The following is a 22737-nucleotide window of genomic DNA, read 5'->3' as shown; positions in this document are numbered from 1 at the left end:
AACTATCCTTTTGTAAATTGACCGTTTACTACGGTCCCTTCAACGTTAAAGTTGCGATTAAAAATTGTAAGGTTTGCTATCATACCAGTTTTTACACGTCCTAGCTTATGATCTAGGCCAATTGCTTTGGCAGGATATAGCGTTGCCATACGTAAAGTTTCATCTAAAGCAAATCCAGCGTGTTTCACACAGTTCTCTACCGCTTCAATCATTGTTAGAGCTGAGCCACCTAAAGTGCCATCTGCGCCAACACAGACACCGTCGCGAACATACACGGTATTGCCAACAAAATTAAATTGATCCATATCTGCGCCAGCAGGTGCAGTAGCATCAGTCACCAAGACTAATTTGTCACCTTTAAGCTTTTTCGCCATACGAATATTGGCGTAGTTGACGTGGTGTCCATCAACAATAATGCCAGCGTATACATCAGGCGTATCAAAAATAGCGCCCACCACACCTGGCTCACGAACGGTAACAGGCGTCATTGCATTGAATAGGTGAGTGGCAAAGGTGATGCCTTGCTCAAAGCTATCTCTTGCTTGTTGGTAGGTGGCTGCTGTGTGTCCGATAGAGACCACGATGCCAGCTTCAGTTAGGCGAGTGATATGCTCTGGGTTATTTTGCTCTGGCGCTAAGGTCACTTTTACCACCATATCAGCATGCTGGCAGATGAAATCAATCATCTCATCGTCAGATTGTCGAATGAAAGATTCAGTGTGAATGCCTTTGCGAGCAACGTTTAGGTATGGGCCTTCAAGGTGCAAACCTAAAGATTGATGAGCATTTTTCTCTTGGAATTGTTTTTGAGCTTCAATAGCAGAGCGCATATTTTCATCTGAAGAGGTGATCAAGGTCGGTAAAAAGCTTGTACATCCAGATTTTAGGTTTGCGTTGTGCATTGTTTGTAGCGTTTCAGGAGAGATAGCATCATTAAGCATCACGCCACCACAGCCGTTTAACTGTACGTCGATAAAGCCTGGGCTTAAGTTTGCACCGTTAAGATCAATGCGTTCAATGCTTTGATCAACGTCTTGCTCTGGGCAAACGGCTTTAATACGATCATCTTCGATGACGACGGCGTGGTTGTATAAGATGTCGCTACCGGTATATACGGTACAGTTGGTTAATGCATACATGTTTGCATCTCCTGATAAAAATGTTTGATGTTATGTGCTTCTAATTCGTAAAACGGTTCATAGGCCTTCAATGTGCGTGCTATCGCACTTCTCTAGTCAGAAACTTATAGACAAATTTATACATAGTGTAGGACTAAACTCATTGATTGCATTGACAATATGTTCTCTGCTGTTCAGGTTTAGTCTGACACTTGTTTTTCTCTGATAAGTCTCTAAAGAACACCTAATTGAGATTTAATTTTATTTAATAAAAATGAGTATACTGAAAAAAACAGTTATTTTATATAGTGAAATAAGTTTTATGATCTAGGTAACAAAATCTGTTTAGGTCTTCGTTTTCATATGATACTCATCACACTTTATAGGGTTTTAATTTGCGACGCAAAATTATCTCTTTAAGATGAAGAGGACTAAATTAATTTACTAAAAAAAGTTTTAACAGGTTCCTCAGGAGGAGAAGTAACGTGAACATTCTTGGATATTTACAGAAGGTAGGTAAGGCACTGATGGTGCCAGTTGCTACCCTACCAGCAGCAGCAATATTAATGGGTATTGGTTACTGGATTGACCCAACCGGTTGGGGTGGTAACAGCCCAATGGCTGGCTTCCTAATCAAAGCCGGTGCAGCAATCATTGATAACATGTCGTGGCTATTCGCCGTTGGTGTTGCTTACGGTATGTCAAAAGACAAAGACGGTGCAGCAGCACTTTCTGGCTTAGTTATGATGTATGTTGTAACTACACTATTATCACCTGGAGCAGTGGCGCAGATTCAAGGAATCAGCGGCGATGCAGTTCCAGCAGCATTTGGTAAAATCCAAAACCAGTTTGTCGGTATCCTTGTGGGTATTATCTCTGCTGAAATCTATAACCGCTTCTCTACCGTTGAACTCCACAAAGCGTTGGCGTTCTTCTCTGGTAAGCGTTTAGTTCCTATCTTGACTTCGTTTGCTGGTATTGTAATGGCATTCGTACTTATGTATGTATGGCCTGCAATCTACGGTGGCCTTGTACACTTCGGTGAGTCTATTCAAGACATGGGTTCTGTAGGTGCTGGTATCTACGCGTTCTTTAACCGTCTACTTATTCCAATCGGTCTACACCACGCATTGAACTCAGTATTCTGGTTTGACGTTGCAGGTATTAACGATATCCCTAACTTCCTAGGCGGCGCGAAATCTATTGCTGAAGGTACTGCAACACTAGGTGTTACAGGTATGTACCAAGCAGGTTTCTTCCCAATTATGATGTTCGGTCTACCGGGCGCAGCATTGGCTATCTACCACACTTCTAAGTCTAAGCATAAAGAGAAAGTTGCATCTATCATGATTGCAGCGGGCTTCGCATCTTTCTTCACAGGTGTTACTGAGCCACTAGAATTCTCATTCATGTTCCTAGCACCAGGCCTATACGTTCTGCACGCAGTACTAACAGGTATCTCTGTATTCATCGCAGCACAAATGCAGTGGATTGCAGGCTTTGGTTTCTCGGCAGGTCTTGTGGATATGGTTCTTTCTAGCCGTAACCCACTGGCGAAAGACTGGTACATGCTAATCCTTCAAGGTGTTGCGTTCTTCGGTATTTACTACGCAGTGTTCCGCACAGTTATCGTTAAGTTTGGTCTTAAAACTCCAGGCCGTGAAGATGACGAAGGTGAAGCATCAACAGTAACTGGTTCTTCAAACTCTTCTGAGCTTGCAAAACAGTACCTAAAAGCACTAGGTGGTCATGACAACATTTCATCAATCGACGCATGTATCACTCGTCTACGTCTAACACTGAACGACACAAGTGTTGTAAACGAGAAAATACTGAAAGATTTAGGTGCGATGGGCGTGGTGAAACTAGGTTCAAATAACGTTCAAGTTATCCTAGGTCCTCTAGCTGAAATCGTAGCAGGCGAAATGAAACAAATCCCTGCAGATGCTGATTTAACAGCAGTAGAACTTCCATCTTAATTCAATAACAGTTCATTATTGTCCTTATGCCTCCTTCGGGAGGCATTTTTTTTACTTTTTAGAACATAAACATCTAGATTTCATTAATGAGGCGAATACAATGTAAGGTCATAACAATATATTCGCAAAATTGAACCATGAGGTGCTATAGATGAGTGAAGCTGAGGCTCGACCATCGAATTTTATCCGTCAGATTATCGATAAAGATATCGCGGATGGTAAACACAGCAGCGTGCATACTCGTTTCCCGCCAGAGCCAAACGGCTACCTGCATATCGGGCACGCTAAATCGATCTGTCTAAACTTTGGTATTGCTCAAGATTATCAAGGTCAGTGTAACTTGCGCTTTGATGATACTAACCCTGAAAAAGAAGACATTGAATACGTTGATTCAATCAAAAGTGACGTGCAATGGTTAGGCTTTGATTGGTCTGGTGAAATTTGTTATTCATCTAACTATTTTGATCAGTTGCATGCGTATGCCATTGAACTGATTAATAAAGGCTTAGCGTACGTTGAAGAGCTAAGTGCTGATGAGATTCGTGAATACCGTGGCACTTTGACCGCTCCCGGTAAAGAAAGCCCATACCGTACTCGCTCTGTAGAAGAAAACTTAGCACTATTTGAAAAAATGCGTGCTGGTGGCTTTGCTGAAGGTGCGGCTTGTCTGCGTGCTAAGATTGATATGAGCTCATCATTTATGGTGATGCGCGATCCTGTTTTATATCGTGTACGCTTTGCTCACCATCACCAAACAGGTGATAAATGGTGCATTTACCCAATGTACGACTTCACGCACTGTATTTCGGATGCGCTAGAAGGCATTACTCACTCACTATGTACACTTGAGTTCCAAGACAACCGTCGTCTGTACGATTGGGTGTTGGAAAACATCACTATCGAAACTCAACCACACCAGTATGAGTTCAGCCGCCTTAACCTTGAATACACAGTTATGTCTAAGCGTAAGCTAAGCCAACTTGTGTCTGAAAACTTGGTTAATGGTTGGGATGATCCACGTATGCCGACTATTTCTGGTCTGCGTCGTCGTGGCTTTACTCCGGCTTCTATTCGTGAGTTTTGTAAACGTATCGGCGTAACAAAACAAGAGAACATGATTGAATTTGGTTCTTTAGAGTCTTGTGTTCGTGACGATCTTAACGAAAATGCACCTCGTGCAATGGCGGTGCTAGAGCCGGTTAAGATTGTGATTGAAAACTTCCCTGAAGATCAGGTCGAAACACTGACAGTGGCAAATCATCCAAATAAACCTGAAATGGGTAATCGTGAAGTACCATTTACTCGCGAAGTATGGATTGAAGCCGATGATTTCCGCGAAGAAGCTAACAAAAAATATAAGCGTTTAGTGCTTGGTAAAGAAGTTCGTCTACGCGGCGCGTATGTGATTAAAGCTGAGCGCATCGAAAAAGATGAGCAAGGCAACATCACCACTATCTACTGTACTTACGATGATGAGACATTAGGTAAAAACCCAGCTGATGGCCGTAAAGTAAAAGGCGTTATTCATTGGGTTTCAGCAAGTAAAGGTGTGCCTGCTGAGATTCGTTTATACGACCGTTTATTTACTGTGCCAAACCCTGCGGCAGCAGAAGACTTTAAAGCGGTAATTAACCCTGAGTCTTTAACCACAAAACAAGGTGTTGTTGAGCCAAGCCTCGTGAGCGCGGCTGCAGATGCAGGTTATCAGTTTGAACGTACTGGTTACTTCTGTATTGATAGCAAAGACAGCACCGCTGAGGCATTGGTATTTAACCGCACCGTTGGTTTACGTGATACTTGGGCTAAAGTGAGCTAGTTACAAAATTACATTGCGTTAATATTTAACCATTCGCGATAAGCAATAGGTAAAATGCCAGTCAGTTTCTCTGACTGGCATTTTTTATGTTTTCATTTCGAGCTTTATTTGTGTATAGCGCATGCTTATTAGCGGGTGTCTTGTTTGATAGCGTGCATATCCCTGCCGCAACCTTACTTGGGCCTATGTTAGCCGCTATTGTGTTTAGCTTTTATAAATGCTCAGTGAAAACGCCAAAATCGGCTATTTACCTGATTCAATCTGTGATTGGATTGATGGCAGGACGGGTGCTGGATTTAAGTATCTTAAAACCGTTTTTGTCCATCTGGTGGATCTTTGTTGGGGTGGCGCTGGTGGTGCTATTAGCCTGTCAGATAATGGGCTATAGCCTTGCTAAGTTGCGCATTTTGCCGGGCAGCACCGCGATATGGGGTTGTGCACCGGGCGGTGCATCCGCCATGGTAGTGATGGCGGAGTCTTATGGTAATGACCCTAGCTTAGTGGCATTCATGCAGTATCTGCGTGTGGTTATGGTTAGCTTACTGGCCGCTACCGTTGCGCATTTCCTAGCGATTGACGCCGCTCAATCCACGCAATTACATATACAGCACTGGCTAGATCCACATCCATTGCTGGCTGTACTAGAAACGCTGTTTATTATTGTGGCGACCTCTTATCTAGGGGTGAAATCACGCTTGCCTGCCGGCTGTTTTCTGGTGTCTATATTTGCCAGTGCCTTTTGTGTTAACTCCGGCGTTGCAGTACTTGAAGTGCCTGAATGGGTACTGGATATCGCGTATTTAGTGCTTGGCGTGAGTATCGGCATGAGATTTAGCCCACAGATAGTAAAACAAGCCTTGTTTGCGCTACCTAAAATTCTATTGTCTATTCTGGGGCTTATTTCATTGTGTGGTTTGGTAGCTATGCTGTTGGTGCTGGTGTTTCATGTGAGCCCTTTAACCGCTTATTTGGCGACGACTCCCGGAGGGTTAGATGCGGTTACTGCGATAGCATTGTCAAGCCACACCCAAGTTAATCTAGGCTTTGTAATGAGTATGCAGATTGTACGTTTATTGATGGTGGTGTTGTTAGCTCCGCACATGGCGCAATTTGCTTCTAAGCGGTTTATGCGTGTTAGCCAAGCTTGAGTGTAAAAATAGGGTAGGGAGTGTGTTTTATCCGTTGTTCACGTAATACACATTGCCAGTGCGAGAGTTATACCAAATTACATGCGTGGCAACTTCAGGATCTCTATCAAAACCATCTTTGGTATAAATGTAATGACATTTAGTTTGATAGGGGCCGGCATTTTCACCGGTGAGATCGGTACTGGTTCGGCGGGCAACAAAGTCAAAGTTATCGGCCTGATTATAGTTTCGGGTAGCGGTGAGGGAGGTGACCAGAATGGCATCAAACAATAGTGAACATGCTACTTCGCCACTACCTATGTTATAAGGTGCTCTAAATACTGCCTGTTTGGTAGTACCAATAGGAAAGCCCACATCATTGAAATCCACCTCGCCATTAGCGTAGTTTGGAAGATCAACTTGTGGTTGATTAGCTCTACCTTCAATCGCCCACTTTTGGTGTCCGAAATTGATGGCTTGTTGCATCTCAGCAGCAACACCACGTAGCATTGATTCTCTAGCATCAGCATTGAGATTGAGAAATCGCGGCGCTGCTATAACAGTCAGCACCGCAAGAATAACAATAACGACGGCTAGCTCAATCAGCGTAAATCCATTTTTGCTGAATGACATAAAACCCTTTTTTTATACGAGATTAATTGTGTGCGTTAGGATCTGTCTTGCAATCACCTGAAGCACAGCGACCGTATAAGTATAAGCTATGATTGGTTAGGTTGATGTTGTATTTTTTAGCAATTTCATGCTGACGCTGTTCAATAACTTCGTCGTTAAACTCGATAACCGCACCACAGTCAAGACAAACAAGGTGGTCATGGTGGTGTTGAGTCGCAAGCTCAAATACAGATTTTCCGCCTTCAAAATGATGGCGAGTCACAATACCTGCGTCATCAAATTGGTTTAATACTCGGTAAACGGTTGCTAGCCCAATTTCCTCACCGATATCGATAAGTTTTTTATACAGCTCTTCTGCACTGATGTGCTGACAACCCGGTTGTTGCAGGAGCTCTAAAATTTTTAAGCGGGGTAAAGTGACTTTTAATCCAGCTTCTTTTAGGGCTTTGTTGTTATCTGGCATGTATATTCCTTTAAAAATTTGAGCAGCTTGTTAATTGTTCATTATATGGAAAGAATAGCCAACAATAAACAATGCGTTAATTGTGGTTATTCTTTTTCTTCATAAAATGGAAGACCATCACGAACAGTATGTGCCATTCATGAGGTTATTGTAAGTGATTGTCGCGCAAAACGAAAAAAGGGGGCTCAAAGCCCCCCTTAAAAAATGGAGACGATTTAGTCTTCTAGTTCGGCAAGACACATCTCAGAATGAATCTGCTCAACCCAAGTTTTAACGCGCTCTTCGGTTAATTCAGGTTGACGATCTTCGTCAATACACAAGCCGATGAAGTTATCATCATCAACCAATGCTTTAGAGGCTTCAAACTCGTAGCCTTCGGTAGGCCAGTAACCGACAATAGTGCCGCCTTTCGCTTCTACGATATCGCGAACAGTGCCCATCGCATCACAGAAGTACTCAGCGTAATCCTCTTGGTCACCACAACCGAAAATAGCCACAAGTTTAGTGCTGAAATCAATTGCTTCTAGTTCTGGGAAAAAGTCATCCCAATCACATTGAGACTCACCGTAATACCAAGTAGGGATACCGAGTAGTAGCAGATCGAAGTTATCAATGTCTTCTTTACTACTTTTCGCTATATCTTGAACATGAACCAGTTGTTTACCTAGTTGTTTTTGAATCATCTTTGCAACAGCTTCTGTATTACCAGTATCACTGCCGAAGAAGAGACCTACACTTGCCATAGAATCAGTACCTATATTGGATGTAATGGGATGCGTTTATATCGGCGTTATAGATTATAAACCCGAGCCTTCCCAAGAGAGTTGTATAACCCCCTTAGTGACAAAGCCGGCACAACCTAGAAACAGCACTAACCATACGATACGACGCCCAAATGGAGGAACATTGCCCTGCTTTAGAACATCTTTGATTGCTAACCCGATGAGTAAAAATACGGAAGCAAACAGCAAATCGAGCCCGATGGATTCAATTTGATTAATGTAATCGTACAGCATGGCATCCCTTTATGCTTAATCAATCGCGGAACTATACCATAACCTAGTTGCTTCTGTTTACCCTTGAATCTCAATTTTGTGTAATAAACTTGCGAATCACTCTCAATACCATGTCAGGTTTTTCTGCGTGCAACCAGTGCCCAGTATTGGCGATGATGTGCGCTTTAGCATTGGGGAATTGCTGCATAATACTACTTTGATGTTCGGCTTGAATGTAGTCAGAATTGGCGCCTTTCATAAATAGGGTAGCGACGGGATTTGGCGCTAGAGTTTCCCAAGTCATGATTTGCTGGTATTGATTTTGTAAGGCGATGTAATTGAAACGCCAGCTTAATGTGTCTCCCTCTTTATAAAGAGACTTACTTAAAAACTGACTCACGCCTTCCATCTCTATATGTTGCGCCAGCAGTGACATCGCTTCTGAGCGGAGTTTAGGTTTCTGTTTTGCCACTTCTTGAATACCAGCAAATACATTGCTGTGACGGTCAACATGGTAAGCCACAGGAGCCATGTCTAATACGATCAATTGCTTAATGAGCTCAGGCCTTAGTGAGGCTAACTTCATCGCGACTTTGCCGCCCATGGAGTGCCCAACTAGCGTGACGTAGGTAAGCTCAAGTTCGTCAATAAGAGAGAGAATATCGGCCGCTTGTGAGGTATAAGTATGCTCTGGATAATGAGGAGATCGTCCATGGTTTCGCAGGTCGACACTGATCACTTGATGATCTTGACTGAGATCGCGCGCAAGCAACCCAAGGTTATCTAAACTGCCAAATAAACCATGAATGAGAAGCATAGGTTTACCGTTACCTTGGATTTTATAGTGCAGCTGGCTCGACATTTTATCCATTTCCTTTTTTCTTTCCGTAGAGACTTGCTCAATAACTGGGTATAATCTGAAGCAGTTTAAACTAATAAGATTGTGAAAAGCGAATGAAAACCATCGAAGTTGACGAAGAACTGTATAGATTTATCGCGAGCCGAACCCAACGTATTGGAGAGAGTGCATCCGATATTCTACGACGTTTACTCGATGTGAATGGTGCTGTAGAACAAGAAGTCGAGGCCACTCCAGAAGTGACTGAAGTGGAACCTAAAGGCCCTGCAACACCGATCACCGTTGGTAAACCGACACAGTCGATTGATCCTATCAAGCAAATCCGTAGCGAGTTGATTTCAGATGAATTTGCCTCTCTTGATAAGGCGATTGATAGATTTATGTTTATGCTGTCTGCGCTTCATAGAATTGATAAAGACGGATTCGCCGAAGCGACCCAAGTAAAAGGGCGCAAGCGAGTCTACTTTGCGGACAACGAAGCGGTACTCTTGGCAAGTGGCACTACGACCAAACCAAGAGCCATTCCCGGATCACCGTTTTGGGTGATCACCAATAACAATACCAGCCGTAAACGTCAGATGGTTGAACAGTTAATGGTGCGAATGTCCTTCCCCGCCGAATTAATTGAACGTGTCACACGTTCGATATAATCCTAAGGAATAATACCCACAGAATCCCCCCAGGTTCGTGGGTATTTTTGATTTTAAGAACTATAAAAGGAACAACTCAATGGCTATGCATCCTCGCGCTGGGCAAAAGGCTCAGCAAGAAGATCTACACAACATCCCTCAGTTGGTGGCTAACTACTATTTGTTGCAACCTGAAGCTGGCAATGCGGCACAAAAAGTTGCATTTGGTACTTCGGGCCATCGTGGTAGTGCTGACAAGGTAACCTTTAACGAAAATCATATTTTAGCTATCGCGCAAGCGGTCGTTGAAGTTCGCGCGAGTCACGGAGTGACCGGGCCGTTATTCGTGGGTAAAGACACACACGCACTTTCTGAACCGGCATTTTCTACTGTGGTAGACGTGTTGGTGGCAAATGGTGTGCAGGTTATCTGTCAAGAGCATGAAGGCTATACCCCAACTCCGGGTATCTCCCATGCAATCCTGACTCATAACTTAGTCAACGATGCTAAAGCTGACGGCATCGTCATCACTCCTTCGCATAACCCGCCGCAAGATGGTGGCATCAAGTACAACCCAGTACATGGTGGCCCAGCGGAAGGTGAGTTGACTAAAGCAATTGAAGATCGCGCTAATGAAATCATTGCAGCGGGTCTAGTGGATGTAAAACGTGTAGGCATTGCGGATGCAAAAGCGAGCGAGTTGTTTGTTGAAAAAGATCTCGTAGCTCCTTATGTGGCTGATCTGGTCAACGTTGTTGACATGCAAGCGATTCAAAAAGCCAACTTAAAAATCGGTGTTGATCCACTAGGTGGTTCAGGCATTGATTACTGGCGTCAAATTCAAAAAGCGTACAACCTAGACCTTACTCTAGTGAGTGAAGCGATTGACCCTAGCTTCCAGTTCATGTCTTTAGATAAAGACGGTGTGGTACGTATGGATTGTTCTTCGCCTTACGCGATGGCAGGTCTACTGGCACTAAAAGACGATTACGACCTAGCATTTGGTAACGACCCTGACTATGACCGTCACGGCATTGTAACGCCAGCAGGTTTGATGAATCCAAACCATTTCCTAGCCGTGTGTATCGATTACCTATATCGTCACCGTGAAGGTTGGGGCGCAGAAGTTGCCGTGGGTAAAACACTGGTTTCTAGTGCTATTATCGATCGCGTTGTGGCTGATCTTGGTCGCGAGCTATGTGAAGTGCCTGTTGGCTTCAAATGGTTTGTAGACGGTCTGTACGAAGGCAAGTTTGGCTTCGGCGGTGAAGAGAGCGCAGGTGCGTCTTTCTTACGTAAAGACGGTACGCCTTGGGCAACGGATAAAGATGGCATCATCTTATGTTTGCTAGCGGCTGAAATTACCGCAGTAACGGGTAAAAACCCTCAGCAATACTACAACGAGTTAGCGGCGAAACACGGTGAGTCTAGCTACAACCGTATTCAAGCGGTAGCAAACGGCCCACAAAAAGACGTACTGACTAAGCTGTCTGCTGAAATGGTATCTGCGGATACTCTAGCGGGTGATGCGATTACCGCTCGTCTAACGCATGCTCCAGGCAATGGCGCTGCAATTGGTGGTCTGAAAGTGACTACTGCGAATGGTTGGTTTGCGGCTCGTCCATCTGGCACAGAAGAAATCTACAAGATTTACTGTGAGAGCTTCAAAGGTGCAGAGCATCTAAAACTGATTGAAACTGAAGCGCAAGAGATTGTGAATCAAGTATTCAAGGCGGCAGGTTTATAACAGCAATTGCCTAAATAACGATTAAGCTATTCGCTCAAATCATAAAAACCCATTGCCGAACGGTAAATGGGTTTTTTTATGTTTGAATCGATCGCGCTACAGAGTTTTTTGTTCAGAAGTTGCTTAGCGTGATAAGCGTCGCGCGGCTTTTTTATCGTTTTTTCGCTGAAACAGAATAACGATTGAGATAGGAATACAGACCATCAGCATAAAAACGAACAATGCTTCTACTAATTGTGCCATGTGAATTTCTAGATAAACTAGCCAGTGCTTTGAATGTAGCCCGACTTTATTCCTATGCATTGACAGGTTCAATATGCGCACTGAGACATGCGTGAATGCCAGTGCCGAAAGTATATTGAGTTTATTTATCTAACACTTTGTTTTTATTAGTTTTAACTTTATGTTTAATCGCTGTTTGCTAGAAAGTGCAATCACTGTTTGAATAATTAACTAGCAGTTATTCGGCCAATCGTTTGGCACTACAAACCAAAATCGACCTGATTCACTTTGACAATGTAAAATGCCTTGTGACGCTTCTGTTACCCGAGGTGACGATGGGTTTTTGCCGATAGCCCAACGTGCTTTGTCCAGTTGATAGAGCGGTTCATCAATTTGTGCAAACTGCTTTTGATAGCACCAAAAACCATTAATTTGACTTGGGTTTATCTCTTTGTCTTCACAATGGCTAGGAATGGTCTGTTGCTGGAAAGGGTTAATATACAAACGGCCTTGCATTAACAGGTGCTGCGACAGATATTGCCATTGCGGGTATTGCTCTACAAAGTACGGCATATGCGTATGTTGCAACTGGTGAGTCAACATATGACGCAACTTTTTATCTAAGCGGTCTCTCGCATTAGGCCCGTACCACTTATCTTGATGCAACAAGTAAAACTTAATCGCTACTTCCCAGTGCTGTGCCGTATTTTGGTGTGGTTGGCGCAAAATAAAATCCAGTTCGCCTATGGTTCGCCCAGCATCATTTAGCTGCAATTCAGTTTGTTCAACAGCTAAGTCAGAGCATTGCACAAACAGTTCCTGACAAAGGTGTTGATAAATAAAGCCAAGCCGTGAGTTTTTGTAGTAGTCAGTAAACTGTACCTCGTCTGTATTACGAAAGGGCAATTGCTGCACAATGATCTCATCTTCTCGAAATAGCGGCGCAGTTGTTGCAATCCACTGGGCAAATTGAGTTAAAATTGAAGCATTGACCGTATAGTTAGGCATAGATAAACCGTTAGAGATACAAACCTGTCAAGGATGGTCTATTTAACTTGCTACATATCCGAAGCATTTTCAAATATTTGGAATAGAAATGAACAATTTAAAATTGCAAACGCTGCTAAACGACAAACTCAGCGCCTTACAGATCAAAGATTACGCACCGAATGGATTGCAAGTAGAGGGTACTGAAAATATCAAAAAAATAGTCACTGGAGTGACTGCATCCCAAGCGTTAATTGATGAAGCTATTCGACTCAAAGCGGATGCATTACTGGTACATCATGGCTATTTTTGGAAAGGTGAGCCTGAGCCGATAGTGGGCATGAAAGGGCGTCGTATTCGTGCGCTGATCAAAAATGATATTAACCTGTATGGTTACCACTTACCTTTAGATATTCATCCTGAGCTAGGCAATAACGCAAAATTAGCCGAGCTGTTGGATATTGAGATTGAGGGTGGTCTTGAGGGGCATGCCCAATCTATTGCGCTGTATGGACGTTTAGCGTCGCCTGTCACAGGGGCGGAGTTTGCGCAGCGCATTGCACAAGTGCTTAATCGTGAATCTTTGCATATCGCGCCTGACTTTGCCGATAAAATGATTGAAAGCGTAGGCTGGTGTACCGGTGGCGGTCAGGATTACATTCAACTTGCCGCAGACCATCAATTGGATGCGTTTATCTCGGGCGAAATTTCAGAGCGTACGACATTTGTGGCGCGTGAACAGGGCATTCATTATTTTTCGGCGGGGCATCATGCCACTGAGCGATACGGCATCAAAGCGTTAGGTGAGTGGTTGGCGCAAGAGCACGGCTTTGAGGTGACGTTTGTCGATATTAATAACCCAGTATAAGACACTTAAATAGCGTAATAAAAAGAAAGGCTTGAACGTAATGTTCAAGCCTTTTCTATTAGAGTTTGTTCTACTAGCGCCTAGCGTTAGCTACCTTGTTTAAGTGGAACTATTAGCAAAAACAGTTAGCAAAAACTATTCACGTTCGTGAAGTGGTTTAAACTCACGCTTAGTTTCACCTGTGTACAGCTGACGAGGTCGACCGATACGGTTGTTAGGATCGTTGTGCATTTCACTCCAATGCGCAATCCAACCCACAGTTCGTGAGATAGCAAAAATAACGGTAAACATAGACACAGGAATACCGATCGCTTTAAGAATAATGCCTGAGTAGAAATCGACGTTCGGGTAGAGTTTCTTCTCAACAAAATATTCGTCAGAAAGGGCAATACGTTCCAGTTCCATTGCAACATCTAGCAGAGGATCTTTAATGTTTAGCTCTTTAAGCACGTCATGACACGCTTCACGCATTACCGTTGCGCGAGGATCGTAGTTCTTGTAAACGCGGTGACCAAAGCCCATCAAACGGAATGGGTCATCTTTGTCTTTTGCTCGTGCAACATATTCTTCAATCTTATCTACGCTACCGATTTCCTCAAGCATATGTAGACAAGCTTCATTTGCGCCGCCGTGTGCTGGTCCCCAAAGAGAGGCGATACCTGCTGCAATACACGCAAATGGGTTAGCGCCAGAAGAGCCCGCTAAACGCACTGTTGATGTCGAAGCATTTTGTTCATGGTCTGCGTGCAGAGTGAAAATCTTGTCCATTGCGCGAGCAACCACAGGATTGACTTCGTATTCTTCACATGGATTTGCAAACATCATGTGTAAGAAGTTTTCTGCATAAGTAAGGTCATTTCGTGGGTAAATAAACGGTTGACCTATGCTGTATTTGTAACACATTGCCGCAAGAGTTGGCATTTTGGATAGTAGTCTAAATGCCGCAATTTCACGGTGTTCATCATTGTTAATATCAAGTGAATCATGATAGAAGGCCGCTAAAGCACCAACTACCCCACACATTACTGCCATCGGGTGGGCATCGCGACGGAAACCATGGAAGAAGCTGGCGATTTGTTCGTGCACCATAGTATGGCGTCCAACAACCTTCTTAAAGTTATCGTATTTTTCGCGAGTGGGTGCTTCTCCGTAGAGCAAAATATAACAAACTTCTAAATAATCTGCGTTGTTTGCTAATTCATCGATTGGGTAACCACGGTGTAATAAAATACCAGCGTCGCCATCAATGTAGGTGATTTGGGATTCACAAGATGCGGTGGCAAGAAAACCAGGGTCAAAGGTGAAATACCCTTGGCTTCCTAATGTACGAACATCGATCACGTCTGGGCCATCTGTTCCCTTCATAATCGGCAACTCGATAGGCGCTTGACCCTCAATAGTCAGAGTCGCTTGCTTATCTGCCATAACATTCTCCTTTGTTATTTATTTTCCATCTTGATTCAATGGTGCACCAAATTTGTACTGGTGTTCGCACTAGAAGTCAATTTATATAGCTTTTTGTGTGCACTTGTCTCGATTTCTATAAGTAGAATTACTAAAAATCAGGCCTATGTAACAAAAATTGTTAATAATATTGTGTGTCATTGTTAACAAACGTTATAGTGGCCGTGAATTAAAAGCTATATCATTGATTTATCTCTACCGCGAACTTTGGTTAGCGAGAGATAGTTCTAAGTTATAGAGGATTAAAGTGACAAAATAATTAGGTTTAACCCTAACTTATGTAAGCTTTTGTTAAGTTTTTGCTAAGAAAGCGCAATTGTTTACGATTTGTAACTGTTCAAAGGAGCTGAGAGAGCACGCCGTGGACAAGAAAAAAACAAGACCCGTCAATTTGGATCTGCAAACGATTCATTTCCCAATCACTGCCATTGCTTCGATTCTGCACAGGGTATCTGGTGTTATTACCTTTGTCGCTGTAGGGATTTTGCTTTGGTTACTTTCTATTTCTCTGTCATCACCAAAAGGATTTATGGAGGCGGCCAGCTACGTGGATGGTTTCTTCGTTAAATTTATTTTGTGGGGAATACTGACTGCGCTTTTTTATCATATCGTGGGCGGTATTCGACATCTTTGCCAAGACCTAGGTTACTTTGAAGAACTAGAGAGCGGCGCAAAAAGTGCGCAAATCTCCTTTATTGTGACAGCTGTACTAGCAATCATTGCGGGGGTAATTGTATGGTAAATTCTATTTCTTCCGTAGGACGTAATGGCGTCCATGATTTCCTGTTGATTCGTGCAACGGCAATCATTTTAACCCTATACACCATTTATCTATGTGGCTTCTTCTTATTTACCGGTGACATAGGTTATATGCAGTGGACTCACTTCTTCGGTGGACTGTTCACCAAGGTGTTTACCATGCTTGCCCTGTTTTGCATTCTTATTCATGCGTGGATTGGAGTGTGGCAGGTATTGACCGATTACATTAAACCAGCGCTGCTACGCGGCAGCCTGCAACTGGTTCTGGTTGCGGTGCTATTTGGTTATTTTTTCTCTGGCCTATTTATTCTTTGGGGGGCATAAATGACAATTCCAGTTCGCGAATTTGACGCTGTTGTCATTGGTGCTGGTGGTGCAGGTATGCGCGCAGCACTACAAATCTCTGAGCAAGGGTTAACTTGCGCATTACTATCAAAAGTATTTCCGACTCGTTCTCACACCGTATCAGCGCAAGGTGGTATCACTGTTGCACTTGGTAACTCTCACGAAGACAACTGGCAATGGCACATGTACGACACGGTAAAAGGGTCGGACTACATTGGTGACCAAGACGCCATCGAATATATGTGTAAGAACGGTCCAGAATCTGTCATCGAGCTAGAAAAAATGGGTTTGCCATTTTCTCGCTTTGAAGACGGCTCTATTTATCAACGTCCGTTTGGCGGCCAATCCAAACAGTTTGGTGGTGAGCAAGCTGCGCGTACTGCCGCTGCTGCTGACCGTACAGGTCACGCCTTGTTGCACACGCTTTACCAACAAAACATCAAATACAAAACCACCATCTTTAGTGAGTGGTACGCCCTTGATTTGGTGAAAAACCAAGACGGCGTAGTCATGGGTTGTACGGCTATCTGCATGGAAACTGGCGAGATGTGTTACTTCAAATCGAAGGCCACTATTTTAGCCACTGGTGGCGCAGGTCGTATTTACTCTTCTACTACTAACGCACACATCAACACTGGTGATGGCGTAGGTATGGCGCTGCGCGCTGGCGTGCCGATGCAAGACATGGAAATGTGGCAATTCCACCCAACCGGTATCGCAGGTGCAGGTGTACTTGTGACTGAAGGTTGTCGTGGTGAGGGTGGTTATCTTCTTAATAAAGATGGTGAACGCTTTATGGAGCGTTATGCACCGAATGCCAAAGACTTGGCGGGCCGTGATGTTGTGGCGCGTTCCATGATGATTGAGATTCGTGAAGGGCGCGGCTGTGATGGTCCGTGGGGCCCGCACATTAAGCTGAAGATGGATCACTTAGGTAAAGACGTACTTGAATCTCGCCTGCCAGGTATTTGTGAACTATCACGTACCTTTGCCCACGTTGACCCAGTTAAAGAGCCTATTCCGGTTATCCCAACCTGTCACTACATGATGGGCGGCGTTCCGACTCAAGTTTCCGGTCAAGCAATCAAGCTTGATGACAAAGGACAAGATGTGGAAGTGCAAGGTCTGTTTGCTTGTGGTGAAATCGCCTCAGTATCGGTACACGGTGCCAATCGACTTGGCGGAAACTCATTACTTGATTTAGTGGTGTTTGGTCGCGCAACAGGCTTACACCTAGGCGATACCTTGGATGCACAATCTGAAGCTCGCCCAGTATCTGAGTCCGATCTTGAAGCTTCTCTTGCGCGCACAATGCGCTGGGAGAACAGCACCCGCGGTGAAGACCCTGCGCAAATCCGTAAAGATATGCAAAGCTGCATGCAAAACAGTTTCTCGGTATTCCGTGAAGGTGAAGCGATGGCAACGGGGCTTACTGAGCTGCGTGAAATTCGTGAACGTCTGCAAGATGCGCACCTTAGCGATAAATCCACAGAGTTCAATACACAACGTATTGAGTGTCTCGAACTTGATAACTTGATGGAAACCGCTGTAGCAACCGCGGTTGCTGCTAACTACCGTACAGAAAGCCGCGGCGCACACGCCCGCTTTGATTATCCAGACCGCGATGATTCGCAGTGGTTATGCCACTCAATTTACAATCCAGAAACGGAAAGTATGTCTAAGCGTGATGTGAATATGGAACCTGTACATCGTGAAGCGTTTCCACCGAAAGCTAGAACCTATTAAGGGAGCGAGATATGAACCTGAATTTTTCTGTCTATCGCTATAACCCAGATGTGGACAGCAAACCTTACATGAAACAGTACGCCCTAGAGGTGGAAGAAGGCTCGGACATGATGGTGCTTGATGCGCTGATCTTGTTGAAAGAACAAGACCCTTCGCTTTCCTTCCGCCGCTCTTGTCGTGAGGGTGTGTGTGGCAGTGACGGTTTAAACATGAATGGTAAAAATGGTCTTGCGTGTATCACGCCACTTTCTGCATTGAAAGGGGATACGTTAACCATTCGTCCATTACCTGGATTACCAGTGGTACGTGATCTGATTGTCGACATGACACAGTTTTACGACAACTACGCCAAAGTGAAGCCGTTTTTGATTTCTGATGGCGAATTACCTCCGTCGCGTGAGCACAAACAGTTGCCAGAAGAGCGTGCACATTTGGATGGATTATATGAATGTATTATGTGTGCGTGTTGTACCACATCGTGCCCATCTTTCTGGTGGAACCCAGACAAGTTCATCGGTCCTGCGGGCCTCCTAGCGGCTTATCGCTGGTTAATTGATAGCCGAGATACGGCAACTGATGAGCGACTGAACAGTTTAGACGATGCATTCAGTGTTTTCCGTTGTCATGGCATCATGAATTGTGTCAGTGTATGTCCTAAGGGGTTAAACCCGACCAAAGCGATTGGGCATATCAAAACGATGTTAGTCAATCGTTCGGTTTAGATTATTGAAATTACGGGCTTTTCGAGGTTTACTGTTAAGCCTGTTGTAACCAACCTTTTTAGGTTGAAGATAAGTTCGGCAAAGACCGAAACAACAAGTATTAATCTACAGATTAAGGGAATATATGCATAACAGTGTGATGAAGGCATGGCTCGAGTCTTCACACTTGGCTGGCGCCAATGCAACGTACGTAGAAGAACTCTACGAACTTTATCTCAGTGATCCAGACTTGGTGAGTGAGGAATGGAAACGCGTATTTGATGAATTGCCTGTGCAAGCATCAGAACAAGGGGAGCAATCCCATACTCGCGTCCGTGACTACTTTCGCCGACTTGCACAAGAGACGAAGCATTACAGTGTCCAAGTAAGTGATCCTGATGTCGATGCGAAACAAGTAAGGGTTTTGCAACTTATTAACGCCTATCGATTTAGAGGCCACCAAGCGGCTAACCTAGATCCATTAGGTTTATGGCAACGCCCAGTTCAGCCTGAACTGGACCCTGCGTTCCACAATCTCACACAAGATGATCTCAACGAAAATTTCAACGTCGGTTCTTTTGCGGTCGCGCAAGAAACCATGCAGTTGAAAGACCTCTATAAAGCGCTCAACAAGACTTACTGTGGCTCAGTCGGTGCAGAATACATGCACATGACCAACACAGAGCAAAAGCGTTGGGTTCAGCAGCGTCTTGAATCGGTTCAATCTCAGCCGGAATTCTCATTAGAAGAGAAAATCACCTATCTTGACGAGCTCACAGCGGCAGAAGGTTTAGAACGCTATCTTGGTGCTAAATTCCCCGGTGCAAAACGCTTCTCTCTAGAAGGTGGTGATGCGCTGATTCCTATGACCAAAGAGTTAATTCGTCATGCAGGCCGTAGTGGCATGCGTGAGGTGGTTGTAGGCATGGCTCACCGTGGCCGCTTGAATATGCTGGTCAACGTGCTAGGTAAAAAACCGCAAGACTTGTTTGATGAGTTTGCCGGTAAGCACGATGAGACTTGGGGTACGGGTGATGTGAAATATCACCAAGGTTTCTCTGCAGACTTTGCCACTCCCGGTGGTAACGTTCACTTAGCGCTAGCCTTTAACCCATCGCACTTAGAGATTGTAAACCCAGTAGTTATCGGCTCAGTACGTGCTCGTCAAGACCGTCTGGCAGATAAAGACGGTTCAAAAGTATTACCTATCACCATTCACGGTGATTCGGCGATTGCTGGACAAGGGGTGGTACAAGAGACATTTAACATGTCTCAAGCGCGTGGTTTCCAAGTGGGTGGTACGGTGCGAATCGTAGTGAACAACCAAATTGGTTTTACTACGTCGAACCCTAGAGATACTCGCTCTACTATGTACTGTACCGATATCGCGAAGATGGTACAGGCACCGATATTCCACGTGAATGCCGATGATCCAGAAGCGGTGGCTTTTGTCACTCGTATCGCACTTGATTACCGCAACACCTTTAAGCGTGATGTAGTGATTGACTTGGTATGTTACCGCCGCCACGGTCACAACGAAGCCGATGAGCCAAACGCAACTCAGCCATTGATGTATCAAAAAATTAAAAAGCACCCAACACCACGTAAGCTATACGCTGATGTGATGATGGAGCGTGATGAGATTGGCATTGATACCGCTACGCAACTGGTGAATGAATATCGTGATGCTCTCGACCACGGTGAAGTGGTGGTGAAAGAGTGGCGTCCAATGGCTCTACATTCTGTGGATTGGTCTCCTTATATTGGCCATGAATGGGATATTGAGTGGGACAGCAAATTAGAGCTGACTCGTCTCAAAGAGCTAGGCAAAAAAGTGTGCGATTATCCTGATAGCCACCAATTGCAAAGCCGCGTTAACAAGCTATATAACGACCGTAAAGCCATGGTTGAAGGCGAAAAAGCCATTGACTGGGGTATGGCAGAAACATTGGCGTATGCCACTATCGTTGACGATGGCAAGCGTATCCGCATCTCAGGGCAAGACTCGGGTCGTGGTACTTTCTTCCACCGTCACGCAGTATTGCACAACCAAGGTGATGCAAGTACGTACGTGCCATTATCGAACATTCATGACAAACAAGGGCCATTCCAAGTCTTTGACTCTGTATTGTCTGAAGAAGCGGTATTGGCATTTGAATACGGCTACACCACCGCAGAGCCGGGCGGCCTGACTATCTGGGAAGCGCAGTTTGGTGACTTTGCCAACGGTGCGCAGGTAGTGATTGACCAATTTATTTCCTCGGGTGAGCAAAAGTGGAACCGCTTATGTGGTATCACCTTATTGCTACCACACGGTTATGAAGGCCAAGGTCCTGAGCACTCCTCAGCACGTCTAGAGCGTTATCTACAGCTGTGTGCGGAACAAAACATGCAAGTGGTTGTGCCATCAACCCCTGCGCAGGTGTATCACATGTTGCGCCGCCAAGTGGTTCGCCCAATGCGCCGTCCTTTGATTGTGATGTCTCCGAAGTCTCTACTGCGCCACCCATTGTGTGTGTCGTCACTAGAAGATTTAGCGGAAGGTACTTTCCAACCTTGTATTCCTGAAGTGGATGATCTTGAACCGTCTAAAGTACGCCGCGTGGTGTTCTGTTCGGGTAAAGTGTATTTCGACCTTCTGGATGAGCGACGTAAACGTGAAATTGATGATGTGGCGATTGTTCGTATTGAGCAGTTATACCCATTCCCAATTGCGGATGTGCGTGAGGTAATCTCTATTTACCCACAAGTGACCGATTACGTTTGGTGTCAGGAAGAGCCTCAAAACCAAGGTGCTTGGTATTCAAGCCAACACAACTTCCGCGCAGCAACGCCATTTAACACCACTTTGAATTATGCTGGTCGCCCAGCGTCAGCATCACCAGCGGTGGGTTACATGTCAGTGCACTTGAAACAACAGAAAGCGTTAATCGATGACGCTCTTACAATTGATAAAGAACTAGAAGAATAAGGAAGCCCAACAAATGACAATTGAAATTCTGGTTCCTGATTTACCTGAATCAGTTGCAGATGCTACCGTTGCAACCTGGCACAAAAAGCCTGGCGATAGAGTAGAGCGTGATGACGTATTAGTGGATATTGAAACTGATAAAGTTGTCCTTGAAGTGCCAGCTCCAGAAGCGGGCGTGCTTGAAGAAGTCCTAGAAGAAGAAGGTGCAACGGTACTTGCCAAGCAGCTTCTTGCCAAAATCAAACCGGGCGCGGTAGCCGGTGAGCCAACTAAAGACTCAACCGAAGCCACTGAAGCCTCTCCAGACAAACGCCACAAAGCGACATTGACTGAAGAAAGCAATGAAGCATTGAGCCCAGCAGTAAGACGCTTACTTGCAGAGCACAGCTTGAACCCTTCCGATGTGAAAGGTACAGGTGTTGGCGGTCGTATCACTCGTGAAGATGTGGACGCGCATTTAGCTAACGCTAAGAAAGCGGCTCCAGAAGCACCAGCGGCTGCGCCAATTGAAGCGCCAGCGGCGGCTCGCAGTCAAAAACGTGTGCCAATGACACGCCTGCGTAAGACAGTAGCAAAACGCCTACTGGAAGCGAAAAACAGCACGGCAATGTTAACCACGTTCAACGAAGTGAACATGAAGCCAATCATGGATTTGCGAGCGCAGTACAAAGACTCTTTTGAGAAGCGCCATGATACCCGTTTAGGCTTTATGTCTTTCTACGTGAAAGCCGTGACTGAAGCGCTAAAACGCTACCCAGAAGTGAACGCTTCTATTGATGGTGATGACATTGTTTACCACAACTACTTTGATATTAGCATGGCGGTATCAACTCCGCGCGGCCTAGTGACCCCAGTTCTAAAAGACTGTGACACGTTAGGTTTTGCTGATATCGAGAAGGGCATCAAAGATCTTGCTATCAAAGGTCGTGACGGTAAATTGACAGTCGACGAGTTGATGGGTGGTAACTTTACTATCACCAACGGCGGCGTATTTGGTTCATTGATGTCAACACCGATCATCAACCCACCGCAAGCTGCTATTTTGGGCATGCACAAAATCCAAGACCGCCCAATGGCAGTCAATGGCAAAGTTGAAATCTTGCCAATGATGTATTTGGCACTGTCTTATGACCATCGCTTAATTGATGGCCGTGAGTCGGTCGGTTTCTTGGTCACAATCAAGGAACTGCTAGAAGATCCAGCACGTCTTCTACTTGATGTTTAATTAGAATTAAGGGTGCCAGTTGGCGCCCTTATTTTGACCTTATGTTAATTGTGTTAAGCATCGTATTTATCGCAATTAGCATT

General features: G+C 44.7%; 20 protein-coding genes. 12 read left to right on the top strand and 8 right to left on the bottom strand.

What is annotated here, in order from left to right:
• Nucleotides 1-2 precede the first annotated feature (2 nt).
• Nucleotides 3-1139: an N-acetylglucosamine-6-phosphate deacetylase gene (gene nagA, locus OCU38_RS08870; protein WP_261822809.1), complete on the bottom strand. Its 1137-nt coding sequence runs from the start codon at nucleotides 1137-1139 to the stop codon at nucleotides 3-5.
• A gap of 464 nt (nucleotides 1140-1603) precedes the next feature.
• Here nagA and nagE point away from each other — a divergent pair, with 464 nt between their 5' ends.
• The 3 genes from nagE to OCU38_RS08855 all read left to right on the top strand — a co-directional run bounded on the left by nagE (nucleotide 1604) and on the right by OCU38_RS08855 (nucleotide 6061).
• Nucleotides 1604-3097, top strand: coding sequence for an N-acetylglucosamine-specific PTS transporter subunit IIBC (gene nagE / locus OCU38_RS08865; RefSeq protein ID WP_261822808.1), 1494 nt, complete (start codon nucleotides 1604-1606; stop codon nucleotides 3095-3097).
• 151 nt (nucleotides 3098-3248) lie between these two features.
• Nucleotides 3249-4913 (top strand): glutamine--tRNA ligase, encoded by a 1665-nt coding sequence (gene glnS, locus OCU38_RS08860; protein ID WP_261822807.1) that lies wholly within the window; start codon nucleotides 3249-3251, stop codon nucleotides 4911-4913.
• 86 nt (nucleotides 4914-4999) lie between these two features.
• Nucleotides 5000-6061: an AbrB family transcriptional regulator gene (locus OCU38_RS08855; protein ID WP_261822806.1), complete on the top strand. Its 1062-nt coding sequence runs from the start codon at nucleotides 5000-5002 to the stop codon at nucleotides 6059-6061.
• A gap of 27 nt (nucleotides 6062-6088) precedes the next feature.
• On the opposite strand, the gene OCU38_RS17075 is transcribed toward OCU38_RS08855, so the two are convergent.
• From OCU38_RS17075 to OCU38_RS08830, 5 genes are all read right to left on the bottom strand, one after another.
• Nucleotides 6089-6673 carry a type II secretion system protein gene (locus OCU38_RS17075; protein ID WP_315972553.1) on the bottom strand — a complete coding sequence of 195 codons (585 nt, stop codon included), beginning with the start codon at nucleotides 6671-6673 and terminating at the stop codon, nucleotides 6089-6091.
• Nucleotides 6674-6695: 22 nt separating this feature from the next.
• Complete coding sequence (gene fur, locus OCU38_RS08845; RefSeq protein WP_261822805.1) at nucleotides 6696-7136, bottom strand: ferric iron uptake transcriptional regulator; 441 nt, start codon at nucleotides 7134-7136, stop codon at nucleotides 6696-6698.
• Nucleotides 7137-7351: 215 nt separating this feature from the next.
• Nucleotides 7352-7879 (bottom strand): flavodoxin FldA, encoded by a 528-nt coding sequence (fldA, locus tag OCU38_RS08840; RefSeq protein WP_261822804.1) that lies wholly within the window; start codon nucleotides 7877-7879, stop codon nucleotides 7352-7354.
• Nucleotides 7880-7933: 54 nt separating this feature from the next.
• Nucleotides 7934-8152, bottom strand: a complete 219-nt coding sequence (locus tag OCU38_RS08835; RefSeq protein WP_261822803.1) for a DUF2788 domain-containing protein — start codon at nucleotides 8150-8152, stop codon at nucleotides 7934-7936.
• 70 nt (nucleotides 8153-8222) lie between these two features.
• Complete coding sequence (locus OCU38_RS08830; protein ID WP_261822802.1) at nucleotides 8223-8993, bottom strand: alpha/beta fold hydrolase; 771 nt, start codon at nucleotides 8991-8993, stop codon at nucleotides 8223-8225.
• 92 nt (nucleotides 8994-9085) lie between these two features.
• Here OCU38_RS08830 and seqA point away from each other — a divergent pair, with 92 nt between their 5' ends.
• Entirely contained in the window at nucleotides 9086-9640 is a 555-nt protein-coding gene (seqA, locus tag OCU38_RS08825) for a replication initiation negative regulator SeqA (protein ID WP_261822801.1), read from the top strand.
• A 79-nt stretch (nucleotides 9641-9719) separates the two neighbouring features.
• The gene (pgm, locus tag OCU38_RS08820) at nucleotides 9720-11366 is read left to right on the top strand and encodes a phosphoglucomutase (alpha-D-glucose-1,6-bisphosphate-dependent) (protein ID WP_261822800.1); all 1647 of its coding nucleotides are present in this window, start codon (nucleotides 9720-9722) and stop codon (nucleotides 11364-11366) included.
• A 453-nt stretch (nucleotides 11367-11819) separates the two neighbouring features.
• Here the strand turns inward: pgm and OCU38_RS08815 are convergent, their stop codons facing one another.
• The gene (locus OCU38_RS08815) at nucleotides 11820-12596 is read right to left on the bottom strand and encodes a DUF1853 family protein (protein ID WP_261822799.1); all 777 of its coding nucleotides are present in this window, start codon (nucleotides 12594-12596) and stop codon (nucleotides 11820-11822) included.
• Between the two features lie 88 nt (nucleotides 12597-12684).
• Here OCU38_RS08815 and OCU38_RS08810 point away from each other — a divergent pair, with 88 nt between their 5' ends.
• Nucleotides 12685-13443 (top strand): Nif3-like dinuclear metal center hexameric protein, encoded by a 759-nt coding sequence (locus OCU38_RS08810; RefSeq protein WP_261822798.1) that lies wholly within the window; start codon nucleotides 12685-12687, stop codon nucleotides 13441-13443.
• A gap of 135 nt (nucleotides 13444-13578) precedes the next feature.
• Here OCU38_RS08810 and OCU38_RS08805 read toward each other — a convergent pair whose 3' ends face one another.
• Nucleotides 13579-14868, bottom strand: coding sequence for a citrate synthase (locus OCU38_RS08805; RefSeq protein ID WP_261822797.1), 1290 nt, complete (start codon nucleotides 14866-14868; stop codon nucleotides 13579-13581).
• Nucleotides 14869-15268: 400 nt separating this feature from the next.
• Here OCU38_RS08805 and sdhC point away from each other — a divergent pair, with 400 nt between their 5' ends.
• From sdhC to odhB, 6 genes are all read left to right on the top strand, one after another.
• Nucleotides 15269-15649 (top strand): succinate dehydrogenase cytochrome b556 subunit, encoded by a 381-nt coding sequence (gene sdhC, locus OCU38_RS08800; protein ID WP_261822796.1) that lies wholly within the window; start codon nucleotides 15269-15271, stop codon nucleotides 15647-15649.
• On the top strand, nucleotides 15643-15990 hold the full coding sequence (sdhD, locus tag OCU38_RS08795) for a succinate dehydrogenase, hydrophobic membrane anchor protein (protein WP_261822795.1): 348 nt from the start codon (nucleotides 15643-15645) through the stop codon (nucleotides 15988-15990). The genes sdhC and sdhD overlap by 7 nt, the downstream gene beginning before the upstream one ends.
• Complete coding sequence (sdhA, locus tag OCU38_RS08790) at nucleotides 15991-17757, top strand: succinate dehydrogenase flavoprotein subunit (RefSeq protein ID WP_261822794.1); 1767 nt, start codon at nucleotides 15991-15993, stop codon at nucleotides 17755-17757.
• Nucleotides 17758-17768: 11 nt separating this feature from the next.
• Complete coding sequence (locus tag OCU38_RS08785) at nucleotides 17769-18479, top strand: succinate dehydrogenase iron-sulfur subunit (protein ID WP_261822793.1); 711 nt, start codon at nucleotides 17769-17771, stop codon at nucleotides 18477-18479.
• Between the two features lie 124 nt (nucleotides 18480-18603).
• A complete protein-coding gene (gene sucA, locus OCU38_RS08780; RefSeq protein WP_261822792.1) occupies nucleotides 18604-21429 on the top strand; it encodes a 2-oxoglutarate dehydrogenase E1 component in 2826 nt (941 codons plus the stop codon).
• Nucleotides 21430-21442: 13 nt separating this feature from the next.
• The gene (gene odhB, locus OCU38_RS08775; protein ID WP_261822791.1) at nucleotides 21443-22654 is read left to right on the top strand and encodes a 2-oxoglutarate dehydrogenase complex dihydrolipoyllysine-residue succinyltransferase; all 1212 of its coding nucleotides are present in this window, start codon (nucleotides 21443-21445) and stop codon (nucleotides 22652-22654) included.
• Nucleotides 22655-22737 lie beyond the last annotated feature (83 nt).

The sequence above is a fragment of the Vibrio neonatus genome (genome assembly GCF_024346975.1).
Lineage (GTDB): Bacteria > Pseudomonadota > Gammaproteobacteria > Enterobacterales > Vibrionaceae > Vibrio > Vibrio neonatus.
The sequence above is the reverse complement of the archived record's forward strand: the minus strand, read 5'-3'. Positions and strand labels throughout refer to the sequence as shown.